The sequence below is a fragment of the Streptomyces sp. NPDC006385 genome (assembly GCF_040612485.1).
GTDB lineage: Bacteria > Actinomycetota > Actinomycetes > Streptomycetales > Streptomycetaceae > Streptomyces.
This window is the reverse complement of sequence record NZ_JBEXQG010000031.1, coordinates 35,725-62,570: the sequence shown is the minus strand read 5'-3', so window position 1 is coordinate 62,570 and position 26,846 is coordinate 35,725. Positions and strand designations below refer to the sequence as shown.

Sequence of the window (26,846 nt, the reverse complement as noted above, 5' to 3'; positions counted from 1 at the left end):
GGGCCCGCGCTCTTGGGGTGCGGGCCCCAGCTCATTGCTTTTCCGAATTTCCCGGGCATCCCCGGATCTCGCATTTCCCTCGGCTGATTCTTGCGAATCCCCGTGCGGCTCTCCACCGCTGGACGGCATTCCTCGATACGCCGCATCGAGGAAGGTTCCTTCTTGAACCGCACCCGTCGTGCCGGCGGCAGCTCCGGCCGCTTCCACGCAGACCGAAACTCCACGCGCTCGACGGGCAAGCCTCGTGGCAGCCGCTTCCGAGGGCAGGGCACAGGAGCACGCTCCACCGCGCGCCCCCAGGAGTTCACCCTGCCGGTCACCCTCACCGAGCCGCTTCCGGCGGTCGAGACGTTCGCCGAACTGGACCTGCCGGCCCGTCTGCTGTCCGCGCTCGGCGCCGAGGGCGTGACCGTGCCCTTCCCGATCCAGTCGGCCACCCTGCCGAACGCGCTGGCCGGCCGTGACGTACTCGGCCGCGGCCGCACCGGCTCGGGCAAGACGCTCGCCTTCGGCCTGCCCGTGCTGGCCCGGCTCGACGGGCAGCGGGCCCAGCCCCGGCAGCCGCTCGCCCTCGTGCTCGTCCCCACCCGGGAGCTCGCCCAGCAGGTCACCGACGCGCTCGCCCCGTACGCCCGGGCCCTGCGGGTGCGCATCGCCACCGTGGTGGGCGGCATGGGGATCGGCCGCCAGGCGAGCGCGCTGCGCGACGGCGCCGAGGTCGTCGTCGCGACACCCGGCCGCCTCAAGGACCTCATCGAACGGGGCGACTGCCGGCTGGACCAGGTCGCCGTCACCGTCCTGGACGAAGCCGACCAGATGGCCGACATGGGCTTCATGCCGCAGGTGACCGCGCTGCTCGACCAAGTGGCTCCCGACGGGCAGCGGTTGCTGTTCTCCGCCACCCTGGACCGCAACATCGACCTCCTGGTACGCCGTTACCTCCACGACCCCGTGGTCCACTCGGTCGACCCGTCCGCGGGCGCCGTCAGCACCATGGAGCACCATCTGCTGCACGTGCACGACGCCGACAAGCACACCACGGCGACCGAGATCGCCGCGCGCGACGGCCGAGTGATCATGTTCCTGGACACCAAGCACGCGGCCGACCGGCTGGCCAAGCACCTGCTGTCCGTGGGTGTGCGTGCCTCGGCCCTGCACGGCGGCAAGTCCCAGCCGCAGCGCAACCGGACGCTCGCCCACTTCAAGGACGGCCACGTCACGGTCCTGGTGGCCACCAACGTCGCCGCGCGCGGGATCCACGTCGACGACCTCGACCTCGTCGTGAACGTCGACCCTCCCGGCGACCACAAGGACTATCTGCACCGTGGCGGCCGTACCGCCCGCGCGGGCGAGTCCGGCACCGTCGTCACCCTCGTCCTGCCGCACCAACGTCGCGCGGTGGACCGTGTGATGACCGATGCCGGCATCACCGCGCGTACCGTCCAGGTCCGCCCGGGCGACGCCGAACTCCAGCGCATCACCGGCGCCCGGCCCCCCTCCGGGGTGCCCGTCGTGCTCACCGCACCGGCCGCCGAACCCCGTGAGCGCACCGGGTCCGCCGGCCGCGGTCGCAGAGGACGGGGCTCCGGGCGCGGCGGGAACGGCGGAGCCGGCGGGCGCGGCGGGAACGGACGGGGCGGCGCCGGGCGTGGCGGGAACGCGCGCGGCACCTCCCGAACCCGTGGCTCCGCCTCGAAGAACAACCCCTAGCTCGACCACCGGGACGCACTCCCGGCCGGGGCGGCGGACCTTTGCACGGTCCCCGTGATCGACGAGTACGGCCACGGCCCGGGACCCGGTGTTTCTTCCCCAACTCTGTGGAGGCATCCATGCGCTGTGTCATCGCCCGTTTCCCCTTCGACCTGATCAAGAGCGAGGTCGAGCAGTCGATGAGCGGCATCACGCCGGAACCCGTCGCCGGCCTGGCCGTGACCATCGGCCGCCGCGTCTATCCCGTGATGCAGGTGGGGGAAGTGATCACCAGGCAGAACCGCCGCGACTTCACCGTGGGCGAGATGCACCGGGCGCTGACCCGGCTCGGTTTCGTCTGCCACGACGTGCCCGCGGCCGCGCCGGCCGGGGACACGCGAGCCGACGATGGCGCACTGGGCTGGTGACGTCTCGGCGGCTGCCACGCACCGAGGCCCTCCGTCGGACTAGGCTCACGGGGTATGAGGCACCCTGACGACCTGCTCGTCGCGATCGCGGCGCTGGTGGAGGAACGGCACAGCAGCCAGATGTCCCTGACCGTCGTGATTCCGGGGGCCGTCATCACCGGACGGCTGGCCCCGGAAGCCCTGTGGAAGGAACGCGTCGCCGAAGTCCTGCGGGACTCCGAGCACCTGAGGCCGTTCGCCGCCGCGTTCGGCCCGCCCCAGGGCAACGGCGCCCCCCGGCCGGAGCGCGGTGACGGACCCACCCACCTCCACTTCCACGTCGCCCGGATCCTCCAGGGCAGCTTCGGCATCCCCGACACGGGAGGCATGTACCGCGTCGCCCTGGAGGACGTGAGCGCCTGGACGATCGGGGACATCGGCTACTCGGACCAGTGAGGCCCGGCGCCCCCAGGCCCGTTGGGCCGGGGGCCGGGACGGCTGTGCGGGTTCCGGCCGGGTGGGTAACCGCACCCCATGGGTGACATCCTCGTGGGCACGTGCTCGTGGACCGATCGGGCGCTGGTGGGCAGCGGTTGGTATCCGGTGGGACGGCGGGACGCCGAGGGGCGGTTACGGCACTACGCCGAGCGGTTTGCGGTCGTGGAGGTCGACGCGTCGTACTACGCCCTGCCCGGCGAGCGGAACAGCCGGCTGTGGGCGGAGCGGACACCGGACGGGTTCGTGTTCGACGTGAAGGCGTTCTCCCTGCTGACGGGGCATCCCACGCGCAGTGCGGTGATGCCGGACGGACTGCCGGCCGACGCCCGGGATCCCGGCGTGCTCGACGAGGTGTGGGCACGGTTCGCCGCGGGGATCGCCCCGTTGCGGCGGGCCGGCCGGCTGGGCTGCGTGCTGTTCCAGTTCCCCCCGTGGTTCCGGCCGGGCGCCGAGGCCGAGGCGTTCGTGGCGGACTGCGCCCGGCGCACCCAAGGGTGGCCCGTCGCCGTCGAGTTCCGGCATCCGGGGTGGTGGCGGGAGGAGCGGGCGGCGGCCACGTGCGCGCTGCTCGCGCGGTACGGCATGACCGCCGTCGCCGTCGACATGAACCGGACGCTGCCGTCCTCCCTGCCGCCCGTCACCCCCGTCACGTCACCCCGGCTGTCCGTCGTCCGGTTCCACGGGCGCAGCGCGGCCTGGGGCACCGGCAGCAAGGAGGAGCGGTTCCGGTACGCGTACGACGGTGACGAACTCGCCGAATGGCTGCCCCGGCTGCGCGCCCTCGCCGCGCGGGTGGACCAGCTCCACGTGCTGTTCAACAACTGCTGCGGTGACGCCGCCGTACGGGCCGCCGAGACCATGACCCGGCTGCTCGGACGCCCCGTCGACGCCCCCTCGGCACCGGCCGGGTGACGTGAACTGATGGAGCGGCGCCGGCCCGCGGACGAGGAGGCCGGGGCCGCCGCCGGTGAGGGAGCGCTCGGCTCGCGTCCCGGGTCACTTCACGAAACGGTACTTCAGGTGGGTGGCCGAGGGCGTGGCGACGACCCTGGTCGGCTCCAGGTCGCGTCGCCCCGGGCCCAGTCCCTCGAAGAGGCGGAGTCCGTCGCCGAGGAGCGCGGGCACCACGTGCAGGTGCAGTTCGTCGATGAGGCCCGCCCTGAGGTACTGCCGCACCGTGCGCGCCCCGCCCGCGATGTCGACGTTCCGGTTCCCGGCGGCGGCCTTCGCCCGGTCGAGGGCGCTGTGGATGCCGTCGGTGACGAAGGTGAAGGTGGTGCCGCCCTCCTTGACCAGGGTCGGCCGGGGACGGTGGGTGAGGACGAACACCGGGGTCCGGAACGGCGGGTTGTCGCCCCAGAACTCCTCGCCCGTGTCGTACATCATCCGCCCCATGACCACCGCTCCGGTGGCGTCGAACCACTCCCGGATCAGCTCGGAGTCGCGGTTCTCCTCCCCGCCGGTCATGCCCTGGCGTTCCCGCCAGCTCGCCAGGTTGTGGATCCACTCGAAAAGCGGCTCGGCGCCGTCTCCTCCCGGGTTGTCGACGGTGACACCGGTGCCGGCGACGTAGCCGTCGAGGGAGATGGCCATATCCGCGGTTACGGTCACGGTGGGTGCTCCTGAGGTCGAGGTCGTGGCGCGCGCTGAATCGCTGCCTTCACTCTCCCGTCGATCGGGGAGCGACGGATTCGACACTCCCACCGACGCGCGACGCGCACGACACGACGCGCACGACGCGACGCCCCCGTCACCGCCGCCGAGATGTCGAGAAGTCGGCATACGGCGGCGGGCGGGGGCGTCGCGGACGGACGGGGGTGCCCCGTCACTCACTCGTGACGTCGGTCACCTTCCAGCGCTGGTTCGTACCGGAGTTCGGCAGCCACAGGCCCACCCCGGCGCCCTCGTTCGTGGACTGCCCGGAGACGTCCGCGAGGCGGCCGGTGCCGGCGTTGACGAGGGTCCAGGTGCCGTCGCCGGTCGTGGACATGATCCACTGCGCGGCGCTGTCGCGGCGGCCCTCGTCGGGCTCGGCCACCAGGGCGCCGTCACGGACGGCGAGGCGCTTGTCCTCGGTCGCCTCGGTCAGGACGTACCGCTTGCGGTTGTCGGTGCCGCGGATCTCCTCCACCCGCCACTGCTGACCGCTCGGGTCGGAGGCGTTGGCGCTCTTGATGACGAGGCCGGTGCCGTTGTCGGCGATGCTGAGGTCCTTGCCGCTCTGGACGCCGGTCAGCCGGTAGGTGTGGCCCTTCTGGAGTTCGGCCGCGTCCTTCGCGACGCCGGAGACGCCCTTGACGAGGAAGGACGTCACGGACTGGGCGGGCACGGTGAGCGTGGCCTGCTTGCCGGTGACCCGGACCGCCTTCTGCTTCTCCAGCTTGCCGTCGGCGCTGGTCACCACCGGGGTGACGGTGGCGCGGGAGGAGACCTGGCCGAACTTCGACAGGTCGAGCGTGACGTCACGCGCCTCGGCGGTGCTGTTGACGTGGACGACGGTCGCCGCGTCGCCCTTGCGGGAGACCGCCGCGGTGCTGGAGGTGTCGTTCGTCTTGATCAGCCGGTCGCCGGGCTTGATGTAGTGCGTGAAGTTACGGGCCGTGTCGAACTTCGTGTTGGTGTAGATCGGGCAGGACTCCAGGGTGTCCTTCGACGTGCAGCTGAACGAGAGCTGGATCTCGCCCCAGTTGCCGCCCTTCGCGGACTCGCCGCCCGGCTTCATGTTGTCGTAGTCCTCGACGGGCTGCCAGAACACCCAGGCGCGGGGCTCCAGTTCGCGCAGGTCGTCGACGATGCGCTGGGCGAGGCCGAGGCCCGGCCGCATGTCCGTGAAGCTCTGGCCGTCGCCCCAGTCGCCCTCGACCTCGCTCATCCACAGCGGCTTGTCGGCGGCCTTGGCCAGGTCGCGGACGGTGGTGCGCTGGCCGGTGCCGTAGGTGTGGACGTTCATCTGGTCGACGAGGTCGCGCACTTCCTGGGGGTAGGAGTTCCAGTTCGTGGCGAACGTGCCGGGGTTGGTCTCGTCCATCGCGGAGATCTCCGCGTGGCTACGGGACTTGTCCAGGACCGGGGCCAGCGCGCGCAGCACCTTCTGCTGGAGCTCGGGGCCCATGTGGGCGCCTTCCTGCCGGCCGCCGACGGGCTCGCCGTCCGGGCCGAGCTTGGTGCCCCAGTAGCTGGTGTTCGGCTCGTTGAACGGGTCCAGGGTGTCGACCTTGATGCCGTGCGCCTTCTCCAGCCGCTCGGTCGCGCCCACCAGGTACTTGGCGAAGTCGTCGACGGACTCGGGCTTGAGCTGGTCCTTGCCCGCGTCGAAGTTGCCGGAGACGTAGCCGCTCTCGGTCATGAACCAGGGCGGGGAGTTGCTGAAGGTCTCCCAGTGGGTGATGTCCTTCTTGATGCGGTCGACCCACCAGCGCTGCGTCTTGTCGGCGTCCTTGTTCCAGTCGGCGGGGTCCTCGGCGTCCCACCAGTCGACGTCCTCGCGGGTGGTGCCCGCCGGGGCCTTCCACCAGCCCTCGACCGCGCCGCCCGCGCGCAGGTAGTCCTTGACGTCCGGGGCGTTGCCGCCGCCGATGTTGTAGCGGGCGATGTTCAGGGCGAGGCCGTCGTCGCCGAAGAGGAGCTTGGCCAGCTTCTCGCGTATCGCGGGCGGGTAGTCGCCGGTGGCGTTGGCGAACCAGACCAGGCTGGTGCCCCAGCCCTCGAACTTCTCCTGCTTGTAGGAGGGGTCGGGCTGGACGGTGACCCCGGCGGCGGCCTGGACGGTCGTCTCGGCGTGCGCGGCGGGCAGGGTGGTCGTGGCCAGGACGGTGCCGGTCGCCAAGGTGACGCCGATGGCCCCGAGGAGCCTTCTCTTGCGGGTGCGGTGTGCCATCTCGAGTACTCCAACTCTTCTGCGTGCCGGGCGTCCCGGCGGGACGCAGAGAACGGGGCCAACGTGGTGCGCTTCGTGCGGGTCTGGCGTCTTCTCGTACGATTTCGACTAGGCAATGTTTACGTAAACATCCACTGGCGGGATGTCTACACTGTCCGAATCTCAGGGGTCAAGGAGTCGTTCCGGACCGAAATCCGCGACGGTCGTGCGACGGCCGCGCGGCGAGGGGAGCGAGGGGCAGGTGGGCACGGTGGACGGTGACAGCGCGCCAGGGGGTACGAGCCGGGTCGGCGCCCGTACGAGAAAACGCGCCGCCCGCCCGCGCCAGGGCGCCTCCATGGCCGACGTCGCCCAGCTCGCGGGGGTCTCCTCGCAGACGGTCTCCCGTGTCTCCAACGGCTTCCCCGGGGTGACCGAGGAGACGCGCAGGCAGGTCCTGGCCGCGATGCGGGAGCTGGGCTACCGGCCCAACAGCGCGGCACGGGCCCTCAGGCGCGGCGAGTTCCGCACCCTGGGCGTGATCACCTTCTCGCTGTCCACCATGGGCAACATCCGCACCCTGGAGGCGATCGCGACCTCCGCCGCCGAGCAGGGCTACGCCGTCACGCTGCTGCCCGTCGCCGTCCCCACCCAGGACGAGGTGAACGGCGCCTTCTCCCGTCTCGGGGAACTCGCCGTGGACGCGGTCATCGTCATCATGGAGATCCATCTGCTCGACGCGGCGACCATCTCGCTGCCGCCCGGCGTCCAGGTCGTGGTGGCCGACTCGGACGCCGGCGACCGGTACACCGTGGTCGACACCGACCAGGCGGGCGGCGCCCGCGACGCCGTACGGCATCTGCTGGACCTCGGGCACGACACGGTGTGGCACCTGGCCGGCCCGGAGGACTCCTTCGCGGCCCAGCGGCGGGCCAACGCCTGGCGCGGCACCCTCGTGGAGGCGGGCGCCGTCCCGCCGCCCCTGGTGCGCGGCGACTGGTCGGCCGAGTCCGGCTACCGGGCCGGTCTGCGGCTCGCCGGGGAGCGGGACTGCACGGCGGTGTTCGCCGCCAACGACCAGATGGCGCTGGGACTGCTGCGCGCCCTGCACGAGCGCGGCCGGAAGGTGCCCGACGAGGTCAGCGTCATCGGCTTCGACGACATCCCCGAGGCCGCGTCCTTCCTGCCCCCGCTGACCACCATCCACCAGGACTTCGCCGAAGTGGGACGCCTCTGCGTCGAGGGCGTCCTCGGCAAGATGCGGCACGACGGCACCGCGCACGGCACGACACTCGTCCCGACCCGGCTCGTGCTGCGCGAGAGCACGGCGCGCAGGCCGCCGCGCCAGGACGGCTAGGGGTCTCAGCCGGCCGCCGGGAGGTGCAAGGTGGCCTCCGCGCCGCCGTCGGGTTGGTTGCGGAAGGTGAGGCGGGCGCCGAGGAGACGGGCCTGGCCGGCGGCGATGGTCAGCCCCAGGCCCGTTCCCGTGGAGTCGCCGGCGCTCCGGAACCGCTGCGGGCCCGAGGTGGTGAGCACGGCCAGGAGGTCGGGCGGGAACCCGGGGCCGTGGTCACGGACCCGGACGACGGGCCCGTCGTCGCCCTGGCCTCCCGCCACGTCCACCTCGACCAGCACGGGCCGGGCGCCGTGCCGCAGGGCGTTGGTGACCAGGTTGGTCAGGATCCGCTCCACGCGCCGCGGATCGGTCTCCGCGAGCGTGTCGGCGACGATCCGCACCTCCACGCCGTCGAGCCCGGTGACAGCGCGGTGGGCCATCGCGCTGACCTGGCGGGGCTCCGTCTCCAGCGTCGCCACGTGGGCGTCGAGGCGGGCGACCTCCAGGACGTCCTCGACCAGGGCGCGCAGTTTGCGTACCCCGCCCGCCACCAGGTCGGTGGCCGGTCCGGGCGGCAGCAGGCCGGTCGCGGTCACCATGGCCGCGACCGGGGTGCGCAGTTCGTGCGCGATGTCGGCGGTCACCCGTCGTTCGGCCTCCAACCGGGCGCCGAGCGCGTCGGCCATGGCGTTCACGGACGCGGCGAGCCTGGCGATCTCGTCCTGCCCGCGCGGGCGGATACGGGCGTCCAGGTCGCCGTGGGCGATGCGTTCGGCGGTCCGGGCGGCGGCCGTGGCCCGGCGGCCCATGCGCAGGCCGAGGGCCAGTCCGGCCAGGGACACCGCGACGGTGGCCGCCACGCCCGTGGTGACCAACGTCCGGTCCAGCGCGGCCAGTTCGCCGGCCTCGTGACCGTAGGAACGCGACAGCGCGAGCACGGTGCGGTCCGAGACACGGGTCGCCGCCCACAGCACCGGACGCGGTCCGTTCTGGAGGTAGGTCACGCGGACGCCGCGGCGCACCGCCTCGGACACGGACCCTGGCAGGTCCGGCGGGTCGATCCGGGCCTCGGACGTGCGGCCGGCCGCGTGGTCGTAGACGGCGCTCACCAGGCGCCGGTCGAGGTCGGAGCGGGCGGTGGCCAGCTGTTCGGCGGCGGTGAAGCGGTGCACGAGCAGGCCGATCGCGCTCGCGACGCACACAGCTGCCGCGGCGACGGCCAGCGCCAGCTTCGTACCGATGTTCATGGAGCCCGGACCTACGCGCGCAGCTTGTAGCCGAAGCCGCGCACCGTCTCGATGCGCTCATGGCCGATCTTGGTCCGCAGTCGCCGGATGTGGACGTCCACCACCCGGGTGTCGCCGGACCAGGCGTAGTCCCACACGCGTTCGAGGAGCAGGTCCCGGGTGAGGACGATGCCGGGCGCGGCGGCGAACTCCTGCAACAGCTTCAGCTCCGTGGTGGTCAGGGCGAGCGGCTTCCCGGCGCGGCGCACCTCCAGGGTGTCCGGGTCGAGGGCCAGGTCCCCGAAGGTCAGCGGGGCGCTCTCCGGCCGTCGCCCGACGGGCTCGGCGCGGCGCAGCAGGGCGCGGATCCGGGCGGCCAGCACCAGGCCGTCGAACGGCTTGGTGACGTAGTCGTCGGCGCCCGCCTCCAGGCCCATCACCACGTCCACGGGATCGTTGCGCGCCGAGATCAGCAGCACCGGCACCCCCGACTCCTCGCGGATCCGGCCGGCCAGGCTCACCCCGTTCAGACCGGGCAGCATGATGTCCAGGACGGCCACGTCCGGCGGCCGCTCGCGGAACAGCGCGAGTCCGGTCGTCCCGTCCGCGGCGGTCCGCACCGCGTACCCGCTCGCCCGCAGGCTGAGCCGGGTCGCCTCCCGGATCATGTCGTCGTCCTCGACGAGCAGGACCTCATGCATGTGCTCTCCTGGGACTTCGGTGCTCGCTCGGCCCCGACCGCCGCGTTCCGTACAAGAAGACCAGCCGTGTGTGTCGGTGACCCGTCGGCCAGGTCACGGCTCAGGGACGGAACGCCGTCACGCCTTCGGCACCCGCAGAGGCACCTCCCCGACGTCCACCGCCCAGCCGGGTGCGGGTGGCCGGTCGGGGCTGAGCACCGCGTGACCGTAGTACGCGGCGTACCGGCGCTTGACCAGACCGCTGAGGACGAGGTGGGCCGGGAAGGACGGGGGGTCGCCGCGGGGGCAGTCGGACACGCAGGCGAAGTCGACCACCAGGCCGGTCGCCACCGCCCGGGGCGTGCCCCAGCCGCGCCACTTCAGCCCGTACAGGGTGGTGACGTCGGTGAGGTCCACCACGTCGGGACGCTGCCGCGGTATCGAGCGCGCATCGGCGACGTAGACCGGACCCGACCAGGGGACCGCCGTCGGCGCCGGGCCCTCGACCCGCGTGCCGCCGACCGCCGTGCCGCAGCCGGCCAGGCTCATGACGAGCAGCACGCACAGCGTCGGTCCGCCGTATCGCATACCGCCCCTCTTTCACTCCGATGCAGAAGGAGGACCACCTTGGCGACCTTCGATGAACGGGAAATGTCCTGACAAGGATAAGCCGGTGAACCGGCGACCTCGGCCGTCCCGGGACGCGGGGGAATCACGGCGCGACTGACGGAAGTCCGTAACGGAACCTTCGGGCCATTGACGCATTCAGTCCCTAGCGTCCGCCTGGTGAAGGACTTCTCATGTCACAGCTGCGCCACGGGCGTCACCTGGGCAAACACGGCGAACAGGCAGACGCCTGCGAAGGCCCTGTGAAAAGGCCGGGGGTATCGCCGACACCGCCGTTACCAGCGGGCGTGTGCACATCTTCACCCGTCGGGTGAGGGTCGCGTGTCACCGCACTCACAGCAGCCGCACAGTCGTCTGCCACTGTTGCCGCGCTCAAGTTTTCAAGCACTTCTGCACCACCATGCACATCAGGAAGGACCACAGGTCACATGGGCGTAATCGGACAACCGCAGCGCAGGGCCCTGATCACCGGAGGGCTGGCGGCCACCGCGGCCCTGATCACCGGTTGCTCCTCGAAGGCGGAGACCACGGCGGCCACGACGTCGGTCAAGAGCCCGTCGCCCTCCCCCGCCGCGGGTCCCCGGCCGGACTCGCCGTGGGCCGCCTTCGCCCGGCTGATGCACGGGAACGAGCGCTGGGTCGACGGAAAGCTCCAGCACCCCGACCGCGACCCCGAGCGCCGTCAGTTCGTCGCCGAGGAGCAGGACCCCTACGGTGTGATCCTGTCCTGCATCGACTCCCGGGTCCCGCCGGAGCTGCTGTTCGACACCGGGCTCGGCGACCTGTTCGTGATGCGCACCGGCGGTCAGGTGGTCGACTCCGTGGTCACCGGTTCCGTCGAGTACGGGCCCATGACGTCGGGCACCCCGCTGATCGTCGTGCTCGGCCACCAGCGCTGCGGCGCCATCAAGGCGGCGTACTCGGCGCTGAAGGACGACAAGCCGCTGCCGGGCAACCTGCAGTCGATCGTCGAGGAGCTGCGCCCGGCGTACGAGCAGATCTCCCAGCAGAAGCACGCCGATCCCGTTGACGCCATGATCCGGGTCCACGTCAAGCTGACCTCCGCCGACCTGCGGACCAACAAGGACCTCGCCCCGCTGGTGAAGAAGGGCGACCTGGCCGTCGTCAGCGCCTACTACTCGCTCGACACCGGCCGCGTGGAGGTCCTCACCGGGGCACCGTCCGCCTGACACCGGCCCTGCCGGACGAGCGGCAACCCCCGGGACTTCCCCGGGGGTTCTGTGCTCAGTGCCCGGGCGGCGCCGCGCGGGGCGCCTGCGTCGACCGCGGCGGGCGGCCGACGCAGGTCCGGGGAACTCCGGTGACAAGCCGGGCAAGGAGCAGGCCAACACCGGGGTGGCCGCCCGTGTGGAGTGGTGAGTGGTGGCGTCCGCGCCCGGACCGGTCTCCGGCCGAGGGCGCCGCGAGTCGGAGGTCAGTCGAAGAGTGCCGCCCTCGGAAGCACCGTGCCCTCGGCCTCCGGGGTGAGGACGGTGATCCGGTAGACCTCGGTGAGGGTGTCCCCCGCGTGCAGCGTGCGCTGTGCGGCGGTGAGGTCGGTGAACAGGGTGCCGGTCTGGCTGCCGACGTCCACGGCCTCCCAGCGGCCGGCGGCGGTGCGCCGCTCGATCCGGATGTCCGACGGGTTCAGGAACGGCCCGGCGTCCGGTGACACCACCAGCAGCTGCGGCGCGACCGTGCGATCCGACGGCGATTCGTTGCGGTAGGTGACCGTGACCTCGTGACCGGCGGCGTCGGCGACGAGAGGGCTCGTGGGCAGGTCCACGAATGCGGTGGGTATGGCGGGCGTCCGGCTGGTCGGGGCCGAGGACGTCAGGGTGGTCTGCGTCTGCGATGTGGCTGCCGCGGCTGGTCCTGCCGCGGCGAGGCCGGCGAGCGCCACCATGAGGGCCAGGGCGGCGACCCGGGGGCGGCTGTTCTTCAACGACACGTTCGCTGTTCCTTCGGAAGGGCTCGGGTGTTGACTGGTGTTCCCCCCGTCCATGGCTGCCGCCAGAGACATCGCCAAGCCTACGCAAGCCGGTTCAGGTCCGGCTCGGCAGGCGGCGGGGCGGGTTCCGGGGCCTACCCGATGTCAACGACCCGGGCCCAGGCGGGCGGTTGGTCCGGCACGTAGTCGGGATCGTCCTCGTCGTACGGCCGGAAACCGTGCCGTCGAGGAAACAGGCCCACCACCGTCCGGCACGGTGGCCGTGTGCTCGGCCATGGCGTCTGACCATCGGTCAGGGCCACGATCACATCGGGCCGGGGCCGCGCCCTCAGCGCCCTGGCGAACCCGGCGCGCAGATCCGTCCCCCCACCCCCGACCAGCGCGATCCCCTCGGCGCGGCACAGCCGGTGCACGCCCTGGGCCGCCGCGTCGCACGGCACCACACTGACCAGGTCGCGCCGGCCGCCCACGGCCCGGGAGATCGCGGCGACCTCCAGCAGCGCGCTGCCCAGTTCGGCGTCGCTGACCGAGCCGGAGGTGTCGATGACGACGCTGACGCGGGGCGGCCTGCGCCGCAGGCTCGGCAGGACGGCGCCGGGCACCGAGGTCGAGCGGCGCGAGGGGCGGCCGTACGTGTAGTCCTCGCCGGCACCCGGGCCGGAGGCCGCCGAGCGGACCGCCGCGCCCAGCAACTCCCGCCACGGCTGCGGCGGATGGAAGACCTCCTCCGCCCACCGCCGCCACCCCGCCGAGGCGTCGCCCGGCCGCCCGGTGATGCCCTGCGCCACCCGGAACCGGACGGCGTCCCGTTCCTGCGCGCTGAGCCCGTGCGCGCCGTCGGCCCCGAGGTCCCACTCCCGCTCCAGCCCGTCGGCGCCGCTGCCGCAGTCCAGCCAGGCCAGATCCTGCGTCCGCGGGCCCAGCCGGAACTGACGCAGGTAGTCCTCCATCAGCTCCCCCTCGGGCAGCAGCAACATCGCCGGCTCGACAGCGCCCTCGGGCCGGGCCAGCCCGTCGCCGTACACGTCGTCGTTGATCTCGCAGTCCGCCGCGATGTTCATCCGCAGCCGCTCCCCCGGACCGGTCAGCCCGCGCTCACGCGCCACCCGGTCACCGCGCCCGTGGTGGTCGCGCAGCAGATGGGACACCTCGTGCACCCACACGCCGGCCAGCTCCTCCACCGGCGTACGGTCCACGAACCCCGGCGACACATAGCACCGCCAGTGCCGGTCGACGGCCATCGTCGGCACCCGCCGCGACTCCACGACGTGCAGGGCGAAGAGGGCCGTGGCCAGGTAGGGCCGGACCCGGGCGGCGTGCAGACGGGCGGCGAAGAGTTTGTCGCGGTCCACAGCCGGGACACCCCCGGACGCCCTCGGCTCGCCCGCGCTCATCGTCCCGCCTCGGCGGCGACGGCCGCGGTCCGGGTCGCCGCGTGGTCGGCACGCCGGGACAGGCCCACCACGCCGGCGAGCCGCTCGATCGACGCGGGGACGTCCCAGTCCTCCTGCCGCAACGAGGCGAGGGTCGACGCGGGGACGACGACCAGGTCCGGCGCCCCGGTCTCCACCGCCCGCACGAGCAGCGCCCACGCCGCGTCCCAGCGGGACTTCTCCGGACGCGCCCGGACCGCCGCCACGACGCCGTCGAGCGCGGCCTGCCGCAGATCCCCCCGCTCGGGCAGTACGGCCCCCGCCGGGTCGGCGAGCAGCAGCTCGGGGTCCGGCAGGTCCATCCGGTCCACGCTCGCCAGCAGTTCGAGTCCCGGCCCGTCCCCGACCGTGCCCCGCACCAACAGGGAGAGCACCTCCCGCGAGGAACCCGCGGCGGTCGCGAAGGCGATCAGACGCTGTGTCATCTCCCAGCTCCGCGGGGACGGCCACGCGCCGCCCCGCCGAGTCTCGTTGCCGGGCAGCCGGTGGACGAGCCCCGGCCGCCCGGAGAGCAGCCCGCACACCGCCCGCCGGGCGAAGTCCACGGCCTGCGCGAGCTTCTCCGGGTCGAGCCGTGGCAGGGTCGCCCGGGGCCAGGTCCCGCCGAGTCCGCGTACGACGACCTCGTGGTCGTGGGCCCATTGCAGATGCACGAACCGGTTGGCCAGCGGCGCGCTCAGCTCCCAGCCGTCGGCCGCCGAGGACCGTGGGTTGGCCGCGGCCACGATCCGCACCCCCGGCGGCAGCCGCAACGCCCCGACCCTCCGTTCCAGCACCAGCCGCAGCAGCGCGGCCTGCACGGCCGGCGGCGCGGTGGACAGCTCGTCCAGGAACAGCAGCCCCCGCCCGGCCTTCACCAGCCGTACGGCCCAGTCCGGCGGGGCCATCGGGACGCCCTGTTCCGCGGGGTCGTCCCCGACGACGGGCAGCCCCGAGAAGTCGGACGGCTCGTGCACGCTCGCGATCACCGTGGTCAGCGGAAGGTCCAGCGTGGCGGCGAGCTGCGTCAGGGCGGCGGTCTTGCCGATACCCGGCTCGCCCCAGAGGAGCACGGGCAGATCGGCGGCCACCGCCAGGGTGAGGGCCTCCAGTTGGACGTCGGGGCGAGGTTCGGTGGCGGTGTCGCCCAGGAGCGCCAACAGGTCCGCCGCGACGTCGAGTTGGGAGGGTGCGGGCTGGGACTGGGGCTGGGACTGGGACTGGGTACGGATACGAGTACGGGGCTGAGCGCGTGTGGGCATGTGAAGTCACCTTGTGGGTCGCGGGGGACGGCAGTCCCCGGAAGAAAGGTCGAGGGAAGAAAGGTCGAGAGAAGAGGTCGAGGGAAGAAAGGTCGAGAGAAGAGGTCGAGAGAAGAAAGGGCTAGGGAAGACAGGGCTAGGGAAGACAGGCAGAGTCGGCCCGGGTCAGGGCGAGGTCGCGTGGCGCGGGTGGGCCCGGTCGGGACGGGAACGGCCACGCTCGTCGTAGCGGACGCGCCCCGGTCCGGGACCGGCCAACCCGGCCCTGAACAGCCCGTACGTGATGCGCTGCCGCGCGGCCGCCTCCAGTTCGTCCCGCAGCGCGCCGTCACGCAGCACCGCGTCCCGGCCGAGCAGGCCCTCGACGACGGCCAGCGCACCGCCGATGTCGCCGTGGCTGAGGCGTTCGCGAACGTCGGGCAGGCAGGCCGGACGGCGGTGCGCCTCGTCGATGGCCTGGAGGCAGGGCAGCGGCGTGCCGGTCAGTGCGGCCAGCAGTTCCTCCCGGCGGATCTCGGCCGGGTCGTGGTCCAACGGCGCGAGGACGCCGTCGACGAGTCCGATCCGGTGCCGGGCTCCCCGGCACTCCACGAGGCGTGGCCGCCCCGCCGGATCCACGGCCCCGGACGGCGGGGAAGGCGGCGGGCGGTGCGGTACGAGGGCCGAGGCGACCAGCGGATGCAACCGGCCGGCCTCGATCGCACCGGCCCGGAGCAGCTCCAGATCGGGCAGCACCCAGGTCGCCGCGTCGGGCAGCACGGGCAGCGCGGAGACACGGCCCCGGGCGGCGGTGCGGGCACCGGTGGACGCAGAGATGCGCGGTCCGGGCGCGGGGCCGCCGCCCCGTCCCTCGTCGCTCGGCTCCAGGACCAGCCGATGCCGCCCACCCAACCGCACGAGCACGGCACCGTCCTCCCGCCCCTCGGCGCGCAGCAGCAGCCGCGCCTCGTCCGCCCACCGGTCGACGGCACAGCGGCGCCCGTACGGCACGGCGGCCGCGAGGTCCGGACGCGGTTCGGGCGGGTCTGCGCCAGGAAGATCGGCCCCGGACCGGATCCGCAGCTCACCGGCCCTGCGCGCGTCCCACAGATGGCGATGCAGATCGAGGCGGAACCGCCGGTTGGGGCGGGGATGCGGATGCCGACAGGGACCGCCCCCGAGACCGCCGCCACCCCCGCTCCCACCGCTACTCGCGCCCCGGGGCCCGCCCCACAGGGCGAGGCTGATCCGCTGGCCGGCATCGGCCCACGCCGGCGCGGTCCGCACGACGAGACACAGGGGGCGTTCACGTCCCCGGCCCTCACCGCCGTACCGCGCGAGCGCGAGGGTCAGGCCGGGGCGCAGCAGCCCGTCGGGAGCGATCCGCGGCATGTGCCAGCGCAGCAAGTCGGGAGCGAGGTTTCTCAGGTCGTCCCGCACGCGCCGGGCGATGTCCCGGCCGTGATCACGTGCCACGGAACGCAGATCGAGATCGACGTCGAAACCGGAGGCGGCGCAGGCCCCCGCCCAGTCCCCGGTGAGCCGGCGGGCGGTAGCGGTCTCGATCATGGAGGCCGGCACGGCGAACTCGCGCACGCGCGGCCAGAAGGAAAGCTCGGAAAGCCGGGAGTCCCCGTTCGCGTTCTGAGTGCCCATCAGCACTCACCTTGCGCGGACGGGACCCCCCATCTGTCAACAGAGTGAGTCGTCATCGCGGGTGAGCGTAACGCCGCCCGCGTCGGGCCGCCAGGGATTTTCCGCCCCGTCTCTCCCCGCCCGGGCCGCCGTGTCGAACCCCGGCAACCTTTCCGCCCCCGGCGACCACCGGCACCTGGAAAGCTCCCCGCAAGGAACGGCGTAAGGACTCATCCGTGGCGTCCCCCTCTCCCTCTCCCTCTCCCTCCCCCTCTCCCTCCCCGCCCCGCCACCGGTCGCCCCGCAGGTGGCGCGGTGCGCTCGCCCCCGTCGTGGCCGTGGCGGCCGTCGCGCTCGCCGCGTCCCTGCTCATGGCCCTGCGCCCCGAGGGGAGGACCACGGCGGATCACACCCCGACGGCACCCGCGACCGCCACGCAGGCGTCATCGCCGCGGACGCCGAGCCCGACCTCCAAGCGGGAGCCGAAGCCGGGCACGCCCACCCCGACGCCTGCCAGGACCGCCCCGCCGAGCCCCGCGGCCACCGCCCCGACCCGCCCCGCCGCCGAGCCGACCGCGCGCCCCGCTGCCGGCTCGGCACCGTTGGCGGGACGCGTCCGCCCCGGCGTCACCTACGACGGAGTCGCCACCTTCTACGACACCGGGAACGGCGACGGCGCCTGCCTGTTCGGCCCGACCGACGACGTCATGACGGCGGCGATGAACCACACCGACTACGAGACCTCCCAGGCATGCGGGGCGTACCTGCGCGTCCGCGCGGCGAACGGCGCCTCCGTGACGGTCCGCGTCACCAACGAGTGCCCCCTGCCCTGCGCCCCCGGCCAACTCGACCTCAGCCCCCAGGCGTTCGCCGAGCTCGCCGACCCGTCGTCCGGCCGGATCCCCGTCACCTGGAGCCTGCTGAGCCCCGGCACGGCCGACACCGTCTCGATCCGCTACAAGACGGGGTCCAGCCCCCACTGGTGCGGCATCCAGGTGGTGGGCCACCGCAATCCCGTGGCCCGCCTGGAGGTCCGTGACGGCAGCGGCTGGCGTCGGCTGCCGCGCACCGAGTACAACTACTTCCTCTCCGAACAGGGCCAGGGCTGCGGCGGCGCGATCAGGATCACCGACATCTACGGCGAGACCCTGACCCTCGACGCCCTGGCCATCCGGCCGGACGTGCCGCAGCCGACGGGGACGCAGTTCGCGGCGCACTGAGCCGGGCGAGGCCCGGAACGGCGATGTCAGTGGCGTGCCCTAGGTTCGTCCCATGAGTTCTTCCCTGAGCGTCTACCTGCTCGACGTGGCCGCCACGCGTGCCTTGGTCGGCTCCCGTGACGACCAGCTGCTGGACGTGATCCGCGACAGCTTCGGCGACCAACTGGACCGTGCCGACCGCTCCTTCCGCCACGAGATAGCGCAAGGCGCCCCCACGGCGTACGAGGCGCTGCGCGCGGTCGTCCACGGCGGTCCGTTCAGCGAGGACGAGGACCACGCCTTCCAGTACGGGTACGCCTATGAGCAGCTGTGCTCGCTCACCGGATCGTTCCTGGACAACAGCTGCTTCACGCCGCACCGGGGTGACTGGCTGACGCAGGTCGACCAGGGGCTGAAGGCCCTGGGTGTCACCGCCGTGTCCGTCGAGGAGTTCGGTTACAGCGGCCTGCCCGCGCCGTTGCCGTACACCTTCACACCGGACTGCGGCGAGTGGACGCCCGAGGACATCGCCCGGGGCCTGGAGCAGTTCGAGGCCACCAAGCGGGCGGTCGACGAGTCGGGCCAGGCGCCGCCGCTGGAACCCGAGGTCGTGGAGGCCGTCATGCAGTGCCTCGGCTGGATGAGACACGCTGCGGAACGCCCGGGCTTCGGCGTCATCGGCTTCCGCTACTGAGCCCCCTGGCCGGATCCGCCGACGGCTCGGCGGTGGGGAGCGAACCGCTCGGCGTCACGGTCCTGTTGGTCCCGTCGCTCGTGGGCGTGGGGAAGCCCGAGGGGTCCGGCGGCACCGTCGGCGTGGCCGGTCCCGCTGCGGTGGACGACGCCGAGGGGGTGGGTGCCCGCGACGGCTCGGAGGGGGTGGGTGCCGGTGACGGCTCGGAGGGGGGCGTGCGCGTGATCGTGGGGCCGGGTGCCAGCGGCGGCGCCGGGGACGGGGAGCCGTCGGGCCTCGCGAAGTACAGCGGCACCGCGACGAGGGCGGCGACCGCACAGGTCGCGCCCAGCCCCGCCGCCGTACGCAGCAGACGGCGCCGGGACGCCGTCCGGCGGATCGCCTCGTAGCGGCCGGGCGGGGCGGCGAGGTGCTCGGCGGAAGGGGGCCGCAGGATCACCGCCAGGGGATCGTCCGCGGCGGACTCCAGTCCCTCCTCGTCGTCAAAGCGTGTGGTCAAGGCTTCTCCTCAGGTGGACGCGGAGCAGTTCGCGGGCCGCGTGCAGGTCGGCCTTGACGGTCCCTTCCTTGCGTCCGGTGAGCACGGACACCTCCCGGATCGGCATGTCAGCGTAGTAGTGGAGGAGGATCGGGACCCGCAGTCGTTCCGGCAGGGACTGGACCAGCAGACGTACGGACGGATCCGCCTGCTCTGTAGGGGAGTTGACCGCCGCTTCCGACGTGACCCGCCGCATCGCCCTGCGTTCGCGCTCCAGCTTGCGCCAGTGGTCCCGCACCAGGTTGGCCGCGGTGACGTAGAGGAAGCCGCTCGGTTCGTCCACCCGGCTCCAGCGGGCCCACAGCCGGGTGAACGCCTCGGAGGCGATCTCGTGGGCCGTCTCGTCGTCGTCCACGAGACGGCGGCACCAGCCCGCCAGGCGTGGGTAGAGGGCGGCGAACAGCTCGGACGCTGCCGTGTCGCGGGACCGTTTCAACGCTCTCCATGGTCGTGAGGAAAGTGAGCACCAGGGGTCAAGGGGGAGGGGTCACGGGGAGGGGTCACGGGGAGGGGTCAGGGGGAGGGGTCAGGGGGAGGGGGAGCTCAGCTCGGCGAAGACGATGACGTTGTCGCGGTACTCGTCCCCCGTGCGCGGGCCCCCGCAGGTGATGAGCCGCACCTCCGGGCGGGCCACGTCCCCGTAGACGTCCTTCGCCGGAAAGTCCGCCTTGGCCACCGTCCGTACGGCGCTGACGGCGAACTCCGCCGCCGTGCCGTCCGTCCTGCGCACCTCGATGCGGTCGCCCCGGCGCAGGCGGTCCAGTCGGCGGAACACCCCGTCTCCGTAGGGGCCCACGGTGACATGGCCGAGGACGACGGACGGGCCGACCTGACCCGGCGTCGGCGAGTGCCGGTACCAGCCCGCGCGGTCGTCGGCCGTGATCGGCGGCACCTCCACGGTGCCGTCCGGCGCCAGCCCCAGCCGGATGACCGGGGTGTCGACCGCGATCGCCGGGATCCGCAGGCGGACCGGGTCCGAACGGCCAAGGGTGTGCGGCGGGTTCGCGGATGCCGAGGCGGACGCGTCCTCCTCGGACGCCTCCACGTCCCTCCTCCTGCGGGAGCCCGGCTGCGCGCCCTCCTCCGCTCCGTCGCCACCGCAGCCCACCAGCACCGACGCCAGCGCCGCCGTGCCGAACGCGCGCCTGGACAGCGGCGTCACGCCCCGTTCGCCCGCCGACGCCGGACGACGAACGCCGTCGCGCCCCCGGCGAGGAGGAGCGCGGCCGCTCCCGCGCCGATCAGCACGCCCCCGTCGGTCCCGGATCCGGGGGTCGACGCGGTCACGCCGGTGTCGGGCGCTCCGGACGGTACGACGGAGACCTGGCCGCCGTCCGGCGCCGGAGTCGGTTCGGCGGACGGCGCCGAGGGGACGGGGGACGCCTCCTGGCTCGGCCGGGAGGTGGGTTCGGTACTCGGCTCGGCGCTCGGCTCGGCGCTGGGTTCCGCGGTGGCCGTCGGGCTGGGCACGGGGGTCGGCGTGCCCGGCGTGGCGAACGCGGGGGCGGTGCTCGCCAGCAGGGCGGCGCAGGTCAGTGACACGGCACTGAGGACGGTACGGCGCATGAGTCGCTCTCTTTCGTCGTTCGCCCGGTCTGCGGCGGGCTGGGTGACGGTCGAGCGGAGAGACGAGGCGGCGGTGGGGCGGGTTGTAAAGAGAAGGCAAAGTCCGTCGGGAGCGGACCGCGGGGTGGGGCGCGTCCGGCCTCGAAGAGTCGGCGTCCCGACCTGTTCGAGTTCATGGTCATGAACTTCAATCACGTACAAGTCTATTGACGCGTATACGACAGCACCTTACCTTCCCCGAGAAAGCGCTTTCCCCGTCTGCTGAGGTGTCCGGCCGCACAACCCGTTCACGCACCCGAACGCGGTCACGTTGCCACACCCGAAGCCGCACAGAAAGGGGCCAGCCCCCCATGCACGTGAGATCAGTTCGCAGTGTCAGCCCCGCGCTCGCCTCCGCCGCCCTCCTGGCCACCACCCTCGTCGCGATCACCGGCACCTCCGCCGAGGCCGCGACGACCCGGTACCAGGCCGAGACCTCCCCCACGGTCTGCACCGGCACCATCGACTCCGACTGGCCGGGCTACACCGGCACCGGGTTCTGCAACGGCAACAACGCCACCGGCGCCTACGCCCAGTTCACCGTGAACGCCCCCGCCGCGGGCACCGCGACGATCGGCGTCCGCTTCGCCAACGGCACCACCTCCGCCCGCCCGGCCTCCCTGATCGTCAACGGGAGCACCGTGCAGACGCCGTCCTTCGAGGCGACGGGCGCCTGGTCGACCTGGGTCACCAAGACCCTGACCGTCTCCCTGAAGGCGGGCAGCAACACGATCCGGCTCAACCCGACCACCTCCGCCGGTCTGCCCAACATCGACTACGTCGACGTCGAGACGAGCGGCGGCACCACCCCGCAGCCGACCGGCCCCGCCCTGTACGTCGCGCCGAACGGCACCGACGGCGCCGCCGGCACGGAGTCCGCGCCGACGACGCTCACCTCGGCGATCAGCCGCATCACCCCCGGCGGCACCATCTACATGCGCGGCGGCACCTACCGCTACTCACAGACGGTCACCATCCCGGCCGGCAAGAACGGCACCTCCGGCGACCGCACGGAACTGTTCGCCTACCCGGGCGAGACCCCGGTCCTGAACTTCTCGGCGCAGACCGAGGCCACCTCGAACCGCGGTCTCGCCGTCAACGCGTCGTACTGGCACGTCAAGGGCCTCGTCGTCGAACGGGCCGGTGACAACGGCATCTTCCTCAGCGGCAGCAACAACATCATCGAGCGCACGGTGACCCGCCACAACCGTGACTCGGGGCTCCAGCTCTCGCGGGCGCTCTCCAGCACGCCCAAGGACCAGTGGCCGGCCAACAACCTCATCCTGAGCGCGGAGTCGCACGACAACGTCGACTCCGACGGCGAGGACGCCGACGGCTTCGCCCCGAAGCTCACCGTCGGCCCGGGGAACGTCTTCCGCTACACCGTGGCCCACAACAACATCGACGACGGCTACGACCTCTACACCAAGCCGGACACGGGCCCCATCGGCGCGGTGACCATCGAGGACTCCCTCGCCTACGACAACGGCACCCTCAGCAACGGCGGCCAGGCCGGCAACGGTGACCGCAACGGCTACAAGCTCGGCGGCGACGACATCGGCGTCAACCACATCGTCCGGCGCAGCATCGCGTACCAGAACGGCAAGCACGGGTTCACGTACAACAGCAACGTCGGCACGATGCAGATCTCGGACAACGTCAGCATCGGCAACGAGCAGCGCAACTTCAACTTCGACAGCGGCAGCAAGTCGGTGTTCAAGAACAACACCTCGTGCGACAGCGGGTCCAACGACCGGATCATCGGCACCTCCGACAGCTCGAACCAGTGGTGGAACGGTTCGAACGGCTCCCGGTGCTCGTCGTACGCCGGCGCCCTGAAGTGGTCCTTCGCCTCGGACGGACGGCTCGTCGTCACCTTCGGGAGCAACTAGTCACGCCGTGACGACCAGGTCACACCGTGACCGACGAGGCGGTCCATGACCGTCCCTGGCAACGGCCCGTCCGGAAATCCTCCGGGCGGGCCGGCCCCGTCGCCCGCTGAACCGACGCGGGGCGGCGTACGTACGATGTCGGCGTGACAGCCCACGCGCGCCACCACCGCGCGCCACGACTCCCGGTTTCCGGGCCGTGGCGCGTGCTTGTGCTGCTCGGGCTGCTCGCCGGGCTGTTCGGGATGCACGCGCTCGGCCCGGCCGACGCGGTCGCCTCCTCCTCCCATCACCCCCATCCCGGCGCCATGAGCGCCCATCTGCCCGGCACCGCCGACGAGTCCGTCTGCCACGGCGGCGCTGCGGGCGGCGGCCACGCCCGGCACGCCGACCCGACCTGCGCCTCCGGTGCCGTCGGTGCCGGGCCCGTGCTGCCGGCCCTGGCGCCGGATCCCTCCGGGACGGCCGTCGTGGACGGCCTCGACGGGCGCTCCGTGGCCGCGGCACCGGAGGGCGGGCGCGCGCCTCCCTCACTGGCCGAACTGCAGATCCTGCGGACGTAGGACAAGGCCGGGCCGTCCCCGTCACCCACGGGCGTACGGCACCCAGCCATGCCCGTGCCGCGCCTCGATGCCGCGGCAGCTCACGTCTTTCGCAGGAGTTCTCCGCATGACCAGCACCCGTACCCTGATCCGTCGTGCCGCCCTGGCCGCGACGGCCACCACCGCCGCCCTCGTCCTCGCCGCCTGCGGCGGTGACGGCAGCGGCACCGGCTCCCCGGCCGGGGAGCCGGCCACGTCGAGTGCCGAGGCCGGCGCCGACGCCACCGCCGACGCCCACAACGACCAGGACGTCGCCTTCGCGCAGGGCATGATCCCGCACCACCAGCAGGCCGTGCAGATGGCGGAGATGGCCGCCGACCGCGCCTCCTCCGCGGCGGTCAAGGACCTCGCCGCGCGCATCCGGAAGGCCCAGGACCCGGAGATCGAGACGATGTCCGGGTGGCTGACGTCCTGGGGCGAGGACGTGCCCTCGGCGATGCCGGGCATGGACCACTCCGGCGGTCACTCCGGTGGGTCCGCCGGCTCCGGCATGCCCGGGATGATGGACCAGAAGGACATGGACCGGCTGATGAAGGCGTCCGGAAAGACCTTCGACACCATGTTCCTGACCATGATGGTCGAGCACCACGAGGGCGCGGTGGAGATGGCCGCCACCGAGAAGGAGAAGGGCCAGTACGGTCCCGCGACCGAGCTGGCCGACGCCGTCATCACCGCGCAGACCGCCGAGATCCGGGAGATGAACAAGCTGCTCGGCAAGAACGAGGGCTGACGCTCCGACGGGAGCTGGGCCCGGGCCGCGCGCGGCGGCCCGGGCCGTCCCGGCACCTCCCCGCGCCTTCACTCACCACCGACGAGGAGCCCATGTCCGACGCACCGGCCGGGCCACCCTGGAGCTGACCGATCCGAACCACGCCGAGTTCATCGACGAGGTCGAGGTCGGCCGCCGCGTGGCCGACCACATCCGGGCGGTTCCGTCCGTGCAGGAGCTTGTTCGTCCGTTTCGGTGATAATTGAGGCATGAGTACGGCGACGTTTGTACTAGCGGCCACGTCGAGCGAAGTACTCAACGTGATCGCCGCCTTCGTGGGTGGCCTGTTCATCGCCGGCGCACTGATCTGGGCTGTGCAGCTCGGCATGCGGGTCCGTGATCGCGAGCTGCCCCGGCCCAAGGCCGAGGAGCAGCCGCACCTTCCCGACACCGGCCCGGTCCATGAGATCCGGGAGGTGCGGGAGCCGGACGAGGTCCCGCACGCGACCGGCAAGGAACGGCTCCTGCCGCACGAGCTGCACCACGCGGGCAGCAGGCGCAGCGAGGACCAGCACCGCAAACGCTGGCTCCCCGGCAAGAGCGGATCCTTCGGCGGCGGGGGCCTGGGACCTCTCTAGCCCGGGAAACCCAGGTGCCCAGGCGGTCGGCCGATGTCATCCTGTCCGGGACTGTTTCCGGGCGGGGGCTTGATTGAGCAGACGACGCTACGTGGCCAGAGGGGTCCCCGGCGGCTACCGCGTCTGGGACAACCGCGGCCGCCGGTTCTGGGGCGACTTCTACGAGCTGTGCCCGGACGAGCTGCTGGCCGAGCTGAACGGCCGCAAGGACCCGGCGAGAATCAGCGAACTGCTCAAGCGCTGTCGCGCCCGGAAGCGCTAGCGGAGCCGGCGGGGCCCCCGGCGCGGTCCGAGACGTCCGGTGCCATGGCGAGGGCGAGGATCACGAAGAAGTCGATCCCCACCGTGATCACCGACCAGACAGGCGTGTACGGCAGGAACAGAAAGTGCAGCACCAGGCCGAGGGACGCCACGAAGATGCCGGTGATCCGGGCCCACCAGGCGCCCTTGAGGATGCCGTAGCCGACCGCGGCCACCACGACGCCGAGGACGAGCAGGGTCCAGCCCCACCCGGTGAGGTTCATCTCGAAGACGTAGTCGCCGATACGGCCGTACACGTCGTCCTCGGCGATCGCGGAGATGCCCTGGAGGACGGCCAGCAGTCCGTTCACCAGCATCAGCACACCGGCGAAGACGAGCCCGCCGGTGGCCCAGCCGGGGGCGAGGACGGCGCCGGGAGCCTGGGTGGGCCCGGCCCCGGTCGAGGGCCGACCCGCGTGGGAGGCGGGCGACCAGGGTGATCCGGATGATCCCGGTGATCCCGGTGATCCCGGTGATGCGGACGCTCCAGTGGAGCTGTGGGCGGCGTCGGATGCGTGCGGCTGCGACTGCGGCTGCTGCTGGCTCATGGCTGCCGTACCCCACTTCTCGCGTGTTCCGCGGTCGTGTTCTGCGGTCGCTACGACGATCGGTTCGCCCGGAGGCGGCCACCACGGGGGAGGGGCCGATCGGGTTACAGCGGGTCACCCCCGCTGTCCGACACCGTGTCCGGCTGTGCCGCGGCGGAGCCCGCCACGGTGATGTTGATCTGTTCGCTCGTCGCGCTGACGCCGTTCAGGGTCGCCGTCGCCTGCAGGCGGCCCGGACCGGCCTTGAGGGCGAGGCCCGGTACGCAGGACCAGGTCCCGTCGGGCGCGGCGGTCGTCGCGCAGACCTCCTTCTCCGCCGCGTCGCGCACCGTCACCTGGGCGCCCGGGTAGGCCGTCCCCGACGCCCGCGGAGAGGCGCTCAGCGGGACGCCCGAGTGGGGGCGGGACAGGGTCGGCGCGGGCAGCCCGACCGTCACGGTGCAGGTGCCCCTCTCCCGCACCGTGCCCTTGGCGTCTCTGAGCACCAGGGTGCAGTCGGGGAGGCGGGTGCCGGGCTCGGCGTCCGGGCGGACCGACAGGACGAAGGGGAAGGTACGGCCCTTCCATGCCTCCCCGACCGCCGCGTCCGGCTCGGTGGCGGCGCCCGGCACCGGCTCCCCTGCCGAAGCGGTCGCCCCCACGAACGTGTACGTCCCGCTGCCCCCGCCCAACGCCACCGACGCCCGGTAGGCGCCCGCGGCGAACGGCACACCGGTCACCCTCGTCTGCGCCGGTGCCGTCAGGGTCAGCGTGGATCCCTCCTTCAGCGCCGCCCCGTCGTACCCCCCGACCTGAACGACGCCCTCCCGGCCGGGCTCGATGGTCGCGGACGCCCACAGATCGCGGCCGACCGGCCGAGGCCCGCCCCCGGCCGACCCGGCCGACCCGGCCGACCCGGCCGCGCTCTCTCCGCCGTGCGCCGTGCCGGACATCACCATCGCGCCCGCGACGGCGAGCGACGCGAATGTCGTCGTCTTCCAGGACCTGCTCATGGTCGGCGGAGCTCCTCACACGCGCGTCGGCGACAGGGCAACAGCACTGTCTGCGATTCTCACGGCCCTTTCCCGCACTGACGTGCGTTGTTCGGCCGTACGGGCCGACCCCGCGGCCCGCACCACCCGTCCGGACGCCGAGCGGGGTGTCCGGCCCCGTCAGCCGTCAGCCGCCCACGTCAGCCGTCCGCCTCGGGCTCCGCGTGCCGTACGGCCCTCTTCACGTCCTCCTCGACCTCGTGGCGCGAAGTGCCCTGCTCCTTCGCGTAGGCGGTCACCGCGCCCTGCACGTCGCGGGCGAGGTCGCGCCAGGCCCGCCAGGCGGTCTCGTAGGTGTCGGTCTGGAGCTGGGTCCACGGTGTGTGGGCGGGCGGCCCGTAGCGGTCCCGTAGTTCCTCGACCCTGGTGTGCGCCTGGTCAGCCGCCCGCTGCATGGCGACCAGCTCGTCGAAGGTGCGTGCCACGCGTCCGGATCCTTGGGCAGCCCGGCCGCACCGCCCGGTTCGCCACGCGAGCGACCGGCGCCACTCACTCAGACGGGGTCGGCGCGTGCCGCCAGCCGGGCGCGCGTTCC

29 protein-coding genes and 1 pseudogene are annotated in these 26,846 nt (G+C 72.7%); 14 read left to right on the top strand and 16 right to left on the bottom strand.

The window, feature by feature from the left end; translation table 11 throughout:
• Positions 1–162: 162 nt before the first annotated feature.
• The 4 genes from ABZ078_RS23455 (at position 163) to ABZ078_RS23440 (ending at position 3,506) form a co-directional block, all read left to right on the top strand.
• On the top strand, positions 163–1,710 hold the full coding sequence (locus ABZ078_RS23455) for a DEAD/DEAH box helicase (RefSeq protein ID WP_356578056.1): 1,548 nt from the start codon (positions 163–165) through the stop codon (positions 1,708–1,710).
• A 119-nt stretch (positions 1,711–1,829) separates the two neighbouring features.
• Positions 1,830–2,117 carry an SCO5918 family protein gene (locus ABZ078_RS23450; protein ID WP_356578054.1) on the top strand — a complete coding sequence of 96 codons (288 nt, stop codon included), beginning with the start codon at positions 1,830–1,832 and terminating at the stop codon, positions 2,115–2,117.
• Positions 2,118–2,171: 54 nt separating this feature from the next.
• Positions 2,172–2,552: a hypothetical protein gene (locus ABZ078_RS23445; protein WP_356578052.1), complete on the top strand. Its 381-nt coding sequence runs from the start codon at positions 2,172–2,174 to the stop codon at positions 2,550–2,552.
• Between the two features lie 78 nt (positions 2,553–2,630).
• Complete coding sequence (locus ABZ078_RS23440) at positions 2,631–3,506, top strand: DUF72 domain-containing protein (protein ID WP_356578050.1); 876 nt, start codon at positions 2,631–2,633, stop codon at positions 3,504–3,506.
• 84 nt (positions 3,507–3,590) lie between these two features.
• Here ABZ078_RS23440 and ABZ078_RS23435 read toward each other — a convergent pair whose 3' ends face one another.
• Together ABZ078_RS23435 and ABZ078_RS23430 are read right to left on the bottom strand one after the other, a co-directional pair.
• Positions 3,591–4,205, bottom strand: a complete 615-nt coding sequence (locus tag ABZ078_RS23435) for a dihydrofolate reductase family protein (RefSeq protein WP_356578048.1) — start codon at positions 4,203–4,205, stop codon at positions 3,591–3,593.
• A 214-nt stretch (positions 4,206–4,419) separates the two neighbouring features.
• Complete coding sequence (locus ABZ078_RS23430; protein WP_356578046.1) at positions 4,420–6,471, bottom strand: glycoside hydrolase; 2,052 nt, start codon at positions 6,469–6,471, stop codon at positions 4,420–4,422.
• A 337-nt stretch (positions 6,472–6,808) separates the two neighbouring features.
• Here ABZ078_RS23430 and ABZ078_RS23425 point away from each other — a divergent pair, with 337 nt between their 5' ends.
• On the top strand, positions 6,809–7,807 hold the full coding sequence (locus ABZ078_RS23425; protein WP_356578105.1) for a LacI family DNA-binding transcriptional regulator: 999 nt from the start codon (positions 6,809–6,811) through the stop codon (positions 7,805–7,807).
• A 5-nt stretch (positions 7,808–7,812) separates the two neighbouring features.
• Here ABZ078_RS23425 and ABZ078_RS23420 read toward each other — a convergent pair whose 3' ends face one another.
• The 3 genes from ABZ078_RS23420 to ABZ078_RS23410 form a co-directional block, all read right to left on the bottom strand.
• On the bottom strand, positions 7,813–9,033 hold the full coding sequence (locus ABZ078_RS23420; protein ID WP_356578044.1) for a HAMP domain-containing sensor histidine kinase: 1,221 nt from the start codon (positions 9,031–9,033) through the stop codon (positions 7,813–7,815).
• A gap of 11 nt (positions 9,034–9,044) precedes the next feature.
• Positions 9,045–9,713 carry a two-component system response regulator CseB gene (gene cseB / locus ABZ078_RS23415; protein WP_356578042.1) on the bottom strand — a complete coding sequence of 223 codons (669 nt, stop codon included), beginning with the start codon at positions 9,711–9,713 and terminating at the stop codon, positions 9,045–9,047.
• 117 nt (positions 9,714–9,830) lie between these two features.
• Positions 9,831–10,280 (bottom strand): hypothetical protein, encoded by a 450-nt coding sequence (locus ABZ078_RS23410; RefSeq protein ID WP_356578040.1) that lies wholly within the window; start codon positions 10,278–10,280, stop codon positions 9,831–9,833.
• A 467-nt stretch (positions 10,281–10,747) separates the two neighbouring features.
• Between ABZ078_RS23410 and ABZ078_RS23405 the strand changes: the two genes are divergently transcribed.
• A complete protein-coding gene (locus tag ABZ078_RS23405; protein ID WP_356578038.1) occupies positions 10,748–11,509 on the top strand; it encodes a carbonic anhydrase in 762 nt (253 codons plus the stop codon).
• 245 nt (positions 11,510–11,754) lie between these two features.
• Here ABZ078_RS23405 and ABZ078_RS23400 read toward each other — a convergent pair whose 3' ends face one another.
• The 4 genes from ABZ078_RS23400 to ABZ078_RS23385 all read right to left on the bottom strand — a co-directional run bounded on the left by ABZ078_RS23400 (position 11,755) and on the right by ABZ078_RS23385 (position 16,579).
• The gene (locus ABZ078_RS23400; RefSeq protein ID WP_356578036.1) at positions 11,755–12,270 is read right to left on the bottom strand and encodes a signal peptide protein; all 516 of its coding nucleotides are present in this window, start codon (positions 12,268–12,270) and stop codon (positions 11,755–11,757) included.
• 134 nt (positions 12,271–12,404) lie between these two features.
• Positions 12,405–13,664, bottom strand: a complete 1,260-nt coding sequence (locus ABZ078_RS23395; protein ID WP_356578034.1) for a VWA-like domain-containing protein — start codon at positions 13,662–13,664, stop codon at positions 12,405–12,407.
• Positions 13,661–14,944, bottom strand: a complete 1,284-nt coding sequence (locus ABZ078_RS23390; protein ID WP_356578032.1) for a MoxR family ATPase — start codon at positions 14,942–14,944, stop codon at positions 13,661–13,663. Before ABZ078_RS23390 ends, ABZ078_RS23395 begins: the two co-directional genes overlap by 4 nt.
• A 165-nt stretch (positions 14,945–15,109) precedes the next feature.
• Positions 15,110–16,579 carry a hypothetical protein gene (locus ABZ078_RS23385; RefSeq protein ID WP_356578030.1) on the bottom strand — a complete coding sequence of 490 codons (1,470 nt, stop codon included), beginning with the start codon at positions 16,577–16,579 and terminating at the stop codon, positions 15,110–15,112.
• A 215-nt stretch (positions 16,580–16,794) separates the two neighbouring features.
• Between ABZ078_RS23385 and ABZ078_RS23380 the strand changes: the two genes are divergently transcribed.
• The gene (locus ABZ078_RS23380) at positions 16,795–17,778 is read left to right on the top strand and encodes an expansin EXLX1 family cellulose-binding protein (RefSeq protein ID WP_356578028.1); all 984 of its coding nucleotides are present in this window, start codon (positions 16,795–16,797) and stop codon (positions 17,776–17,778) included.
• Between the two features lie 52 nt (positions 17,779–17,830).
• Positions 17,831–18,451, top strand: a complete 621-nt coding sequence (locus ABZ078_RS23375) for a hypothetical protein (protein WP_356578026.1) — start codon at positions 17,831–17,833, stop codon at positions 18,449–18,451.
• Here the strand turns inward: ABZ078_RS23375 and ABZ078_RS23370 are convergent.
• The 4 genes from ABZ078_RS23370 to ABZ078_RS23355 all read right to left on the bottom strand — a co-directional run bounded on the left by ABZ078_RS23370 (position 18,432) and on the right by ABZ078_RS23355 (position 20,555).
• A complete protein-coding gene (locus ABZ078_RS23370) occupies positions 18,432–18,950 on the bottom strand; it encodes a hypothetical protein (protein WP_356578024.1) in 519 nt (172 codons plus the stop codon). The two genes, ABZ078_RS23375 and ABZ078_RS23370, sit on opposite strands and share 20 nt — an antisense overlap.
• Positions 18,934–19,425, bottom strand: a complete 492-nt coding sequence (locus tag ABZ078_RS23365; protein WP_356578022.1) for an RNA polymerase sigma factor — start codon at positions 19,423–19,425, stop codon at positions 18,934–18,936. Before ABZ078_RS23365 ends, ABZ078_RS23370 begins: the two co-directional genes overlap by 17 nt.
• A 90-nt stretch (positions 19,426–19,515) precedes the next feature.
• Positions 19,516–20,151, bottom strand: a complete 636-nt coding sequence (locus ABZ078_RS23360; protein ID WP_356578020.1) for a class F sortase — start codon at positions 20,149–20,151, stop codon at positions 19,516–19,518.
• A complete protein-coding gene (locus ABZ078_RS23355; protein ID WP_356578018.1) occupies positions 20,148–20,555 on the bottom strand; it encodes a sortase-dependent protein in 408 nt (135 codons plus the stop codon). Before ABZ078_RS23355 ends, ABZ078_RS23360 begins: the two co-directional genes overlap by 4 nt.
• Before the next feature lie 350 nt (positions 20,556–20,905).
• Between ABZ078_RS23355 and ABZ078_RS23350 the strand changes: the two genes are divergently transcribed.
• The 6 genes and pseudogenes from ABZ078_RS23350 (at position 20,906) to ABZ078_RS23325 (ending at position 24,694) form a co-directional block, all read left to right on the top strand.
• Positions 20,906–22,486 carry a CBM35 domain-containing protein gene (locus ABZ078_RS23350; protein ID WP_356578016.1) on the top strand — a complete coding sequence of 527 codons (1,581 nt, stop codon included), beginning with the start codon at positions 20,906–20,908 and terminating at the stop codon, positions 22,484–22,486.
• Positions 22,487–22,629: 143 nt separating this feature from the next.
• Positions 22,630–23,046 carry a DUF6153 family protein gene (locus ABZ078_RS23345; RefSeq protein ID WP_356578014.1) on the top strand — a complete coding sequence of 139 codons (417 nt, stop codon included), beginning with the start codon at positions 22,630–22,632 and terminating at the stop codon, positions 23,044–23,046.
• 106 nt (positions 23,047–23,152) lie between these two features.
• Entirely contained in the window at positions 23,153–23,815 is a 663-nt protein-coding gene (locus ABZ078_RS23340) for a DUF305 domain-containing protein (protein WP_356578012.1), read from the top strand.
• 106 nt (positions 23,816–23,921) lie between these two features.
• Positions 23,922–24,011 (top strand): annotated as a pseudogene (locus ABZ078_RS23335) (VOC family protein); the annotation flags it as partial.
• Positions 24,012–24,063: 52 nt separating this feature from the next.
• On the top strand, positions 24,064–24,432 hold the full coding sequence (locus ABZ078_RS23330; RefSeq protein ID WP_356578010.1) for a DUF6479 family protein: 369 nt from the start codon (positions 24,064–24,066) through the stop codon (positions 24,430–24,432).
• A 73-nt stretch (positions 24,433–24,505) separates the two neighbouring features.
• Entirely contained in the window at positions 24,506–24,694 is a 189-nt protein-coding gene (locus ABZ078_RS23325; RefSeq protein WP_356578008.1) for a hypothetical protein, read from the top strand.
• Here the strand turns inward: ABZ078_RS23325 and ABZ078_RS23320 are convergent.
• From ABZ078_RS23320 to ABZ078_RS23310, 3 genes are all read right to left on the bottom strand, one after another.
• On the bottom strand, positions 24,666–25,280 hold the full coding sequence (locus tag ABZ078_RS23320; RefSeq protein WP_356578006.1) for a hypothetical protein: 615 nt from the start codon (positions 25,278–25,280) through the stop codon (positions 24,666–24,668). The two genes, ABZ078_RS23325 and ABZ078_RS23320, sit on opposite strands and share 29 nt — an antisense overlap.
• Before the next feature lie 104 nt (positions 25,281–25,384).
• On the bottom strand, positions 25,385–26,272 hold the full coding sequence (locus ABZ078_RS23315; protein WP_356578004.1) for a carboxypeptidase regulatory-like domain-containing protein: 888 nt from the start codon (positions 26,270–26,272) through the stop codon (positions 25,385–25,387).
• Between the two features lie 179 nt (positions 26,273–26,451).
• Positions 26,452–26,736: a hypothetical protein gene (locus tag ABZ078_RS23310; protein WP_356578002.1), complete on the bottom strand. Its 285-nt coding sequence runs from the start codon at positions 26,734–26,736 to the stop codon at positions 26,452–26,454.
• Between the last annotated feature and the right edge of the window lie 110 nt (positions 26,737–26,846).

Coding starts and splice junctions, on each gene's coding strand:
- ABZ078_RS23450 (WP_356578054.1), top strand. CDS start 1,830: ATGCGCTGTGTCATCGCCCGTTTCCCCTTCGACCTGATCAAGAGCGAG.
- ABZ078_RS23445 (WP_356578052.1), top strand. CDS start 2,172: ATGAGGCACCCTGACGACCTGCTCGTCGCGATCGCGGCGCTGGTGGAG.
- ABZ078_RS23440 (WP_356578050.1), top strand. CDS start 2,631: ATGGGTGACATCCTCGTGGGCACGTGCTCGTGGACCGATCGGGCGCTG.
- ABZ078_RS23430 (WP_356578046.1), bottom strand. CDS start 6,471: ATGGCACACCGCACCCGCAAGAGAAGGCTCCTCGGGGCCATCGGCGTC.
- ABZ078_RS23425 (WP_356578105.1), top strand. CDS start 6,809: ATGGCCGACGTCGCCCAGCTCGCGGGGGTCTCCTCGCAGACGGTCTCC.
- ABZ078_RS23420 (WP_356578044.1), bottom strand. CDS start 9,033: ATGAACATCGGTACGAAGCTGGCGCTGGCCGTCGCCGCGGCAGCTGTG.
- cseB (WP_356578042.1), bottom strand. CDS start 9,713: ATGCATGAGGTCCTGCTCGTCGAGGACGACGACATGATCCGGGAGGCG.
- ABZ078_RS23410 (WP_356578040.1), bottom strand. CDS start 10,280: ATGCGATACGGCGGACCGACGCTGTGCGTGCTGCTCGTCATGAGCCTG.
- ABZ078_RS23405 (WP_356578038.1), top strand. CDS start 10,748: ATGGGCGTAATCGGACAACCGCAGCGCAGGGCCCTGATCACCGGAGGG.
- ABZ078_RS23395 (WP_356578034.1), bottom strand. CDS start 13,664: ATGAGCGCGGGCGAGCCGAGGGCGTCCGGGGGTGTCCCGGCTGTGGAC.
- ABZ078_RS23390 (WP_356578032.1), bottom strand. CDS start 14,944: ATGCCCACACGCGCTCAGCCCCGTACTCGTATCCGTACCCAGTCCCAG.
- ABZ078_RS23385 (WP_356578030.1), bottom strand. CDS start 16,579: ATGGGCACTCAGAACGCGAACGGGGACTCCCGGCTTTCCGAGCTTTCC.
- ABZ078_RS23375 (WP_356578026.1), top strand. CDS start 17,831: ATGAGTTCTTCCCTGAGCGTCTACCTGCTCGACGTGGCCGCCACGCGT.
- ABZ078_RS23355 (WP_356578018.1), bottom strand. CDS start 20,555: ATGCGCCGTACCGTCCTCAGTGCCGTGTCACTGACCTGCGCCGCCCTG.
- ABZ078_RS23350 (WP_356578016.1), top strand. CDS start 20,906: ATGCACGTGAGATCAGTTCGCAGTGTCAGCCCCGCGCTCGCCTCCGCC.
- ABZ078_RS23340 (WP_356578012.1), top strand. CDS start 23,153: ATGACCAGCACCCGTACCCTGATCCGTCGTGCCGCCCTGGCCGCGACG.
- ABZ078_RS23330 (WP_356578010.1), top strand. CDS start 24,064: ATGAGTACGGCGACGTTTGTACTAGCGGCCACGTCGAGCGAAGTACTC.
- ABZ078_RS23320 (WP_356578006.1), bottom strand. CDS start 25,280: ATGAGCCAGCAGCAGCCGCAGTCGCAGCCGCACGCATCCGACGCCGCC.
- ABZ078_RS23315 (WP_356578004.1), bottom strand. CDS start 26,272: ATGAGCAGGTCCTGGAAGACGACGACATTCGCGTCGCTCGCCGTCGCG.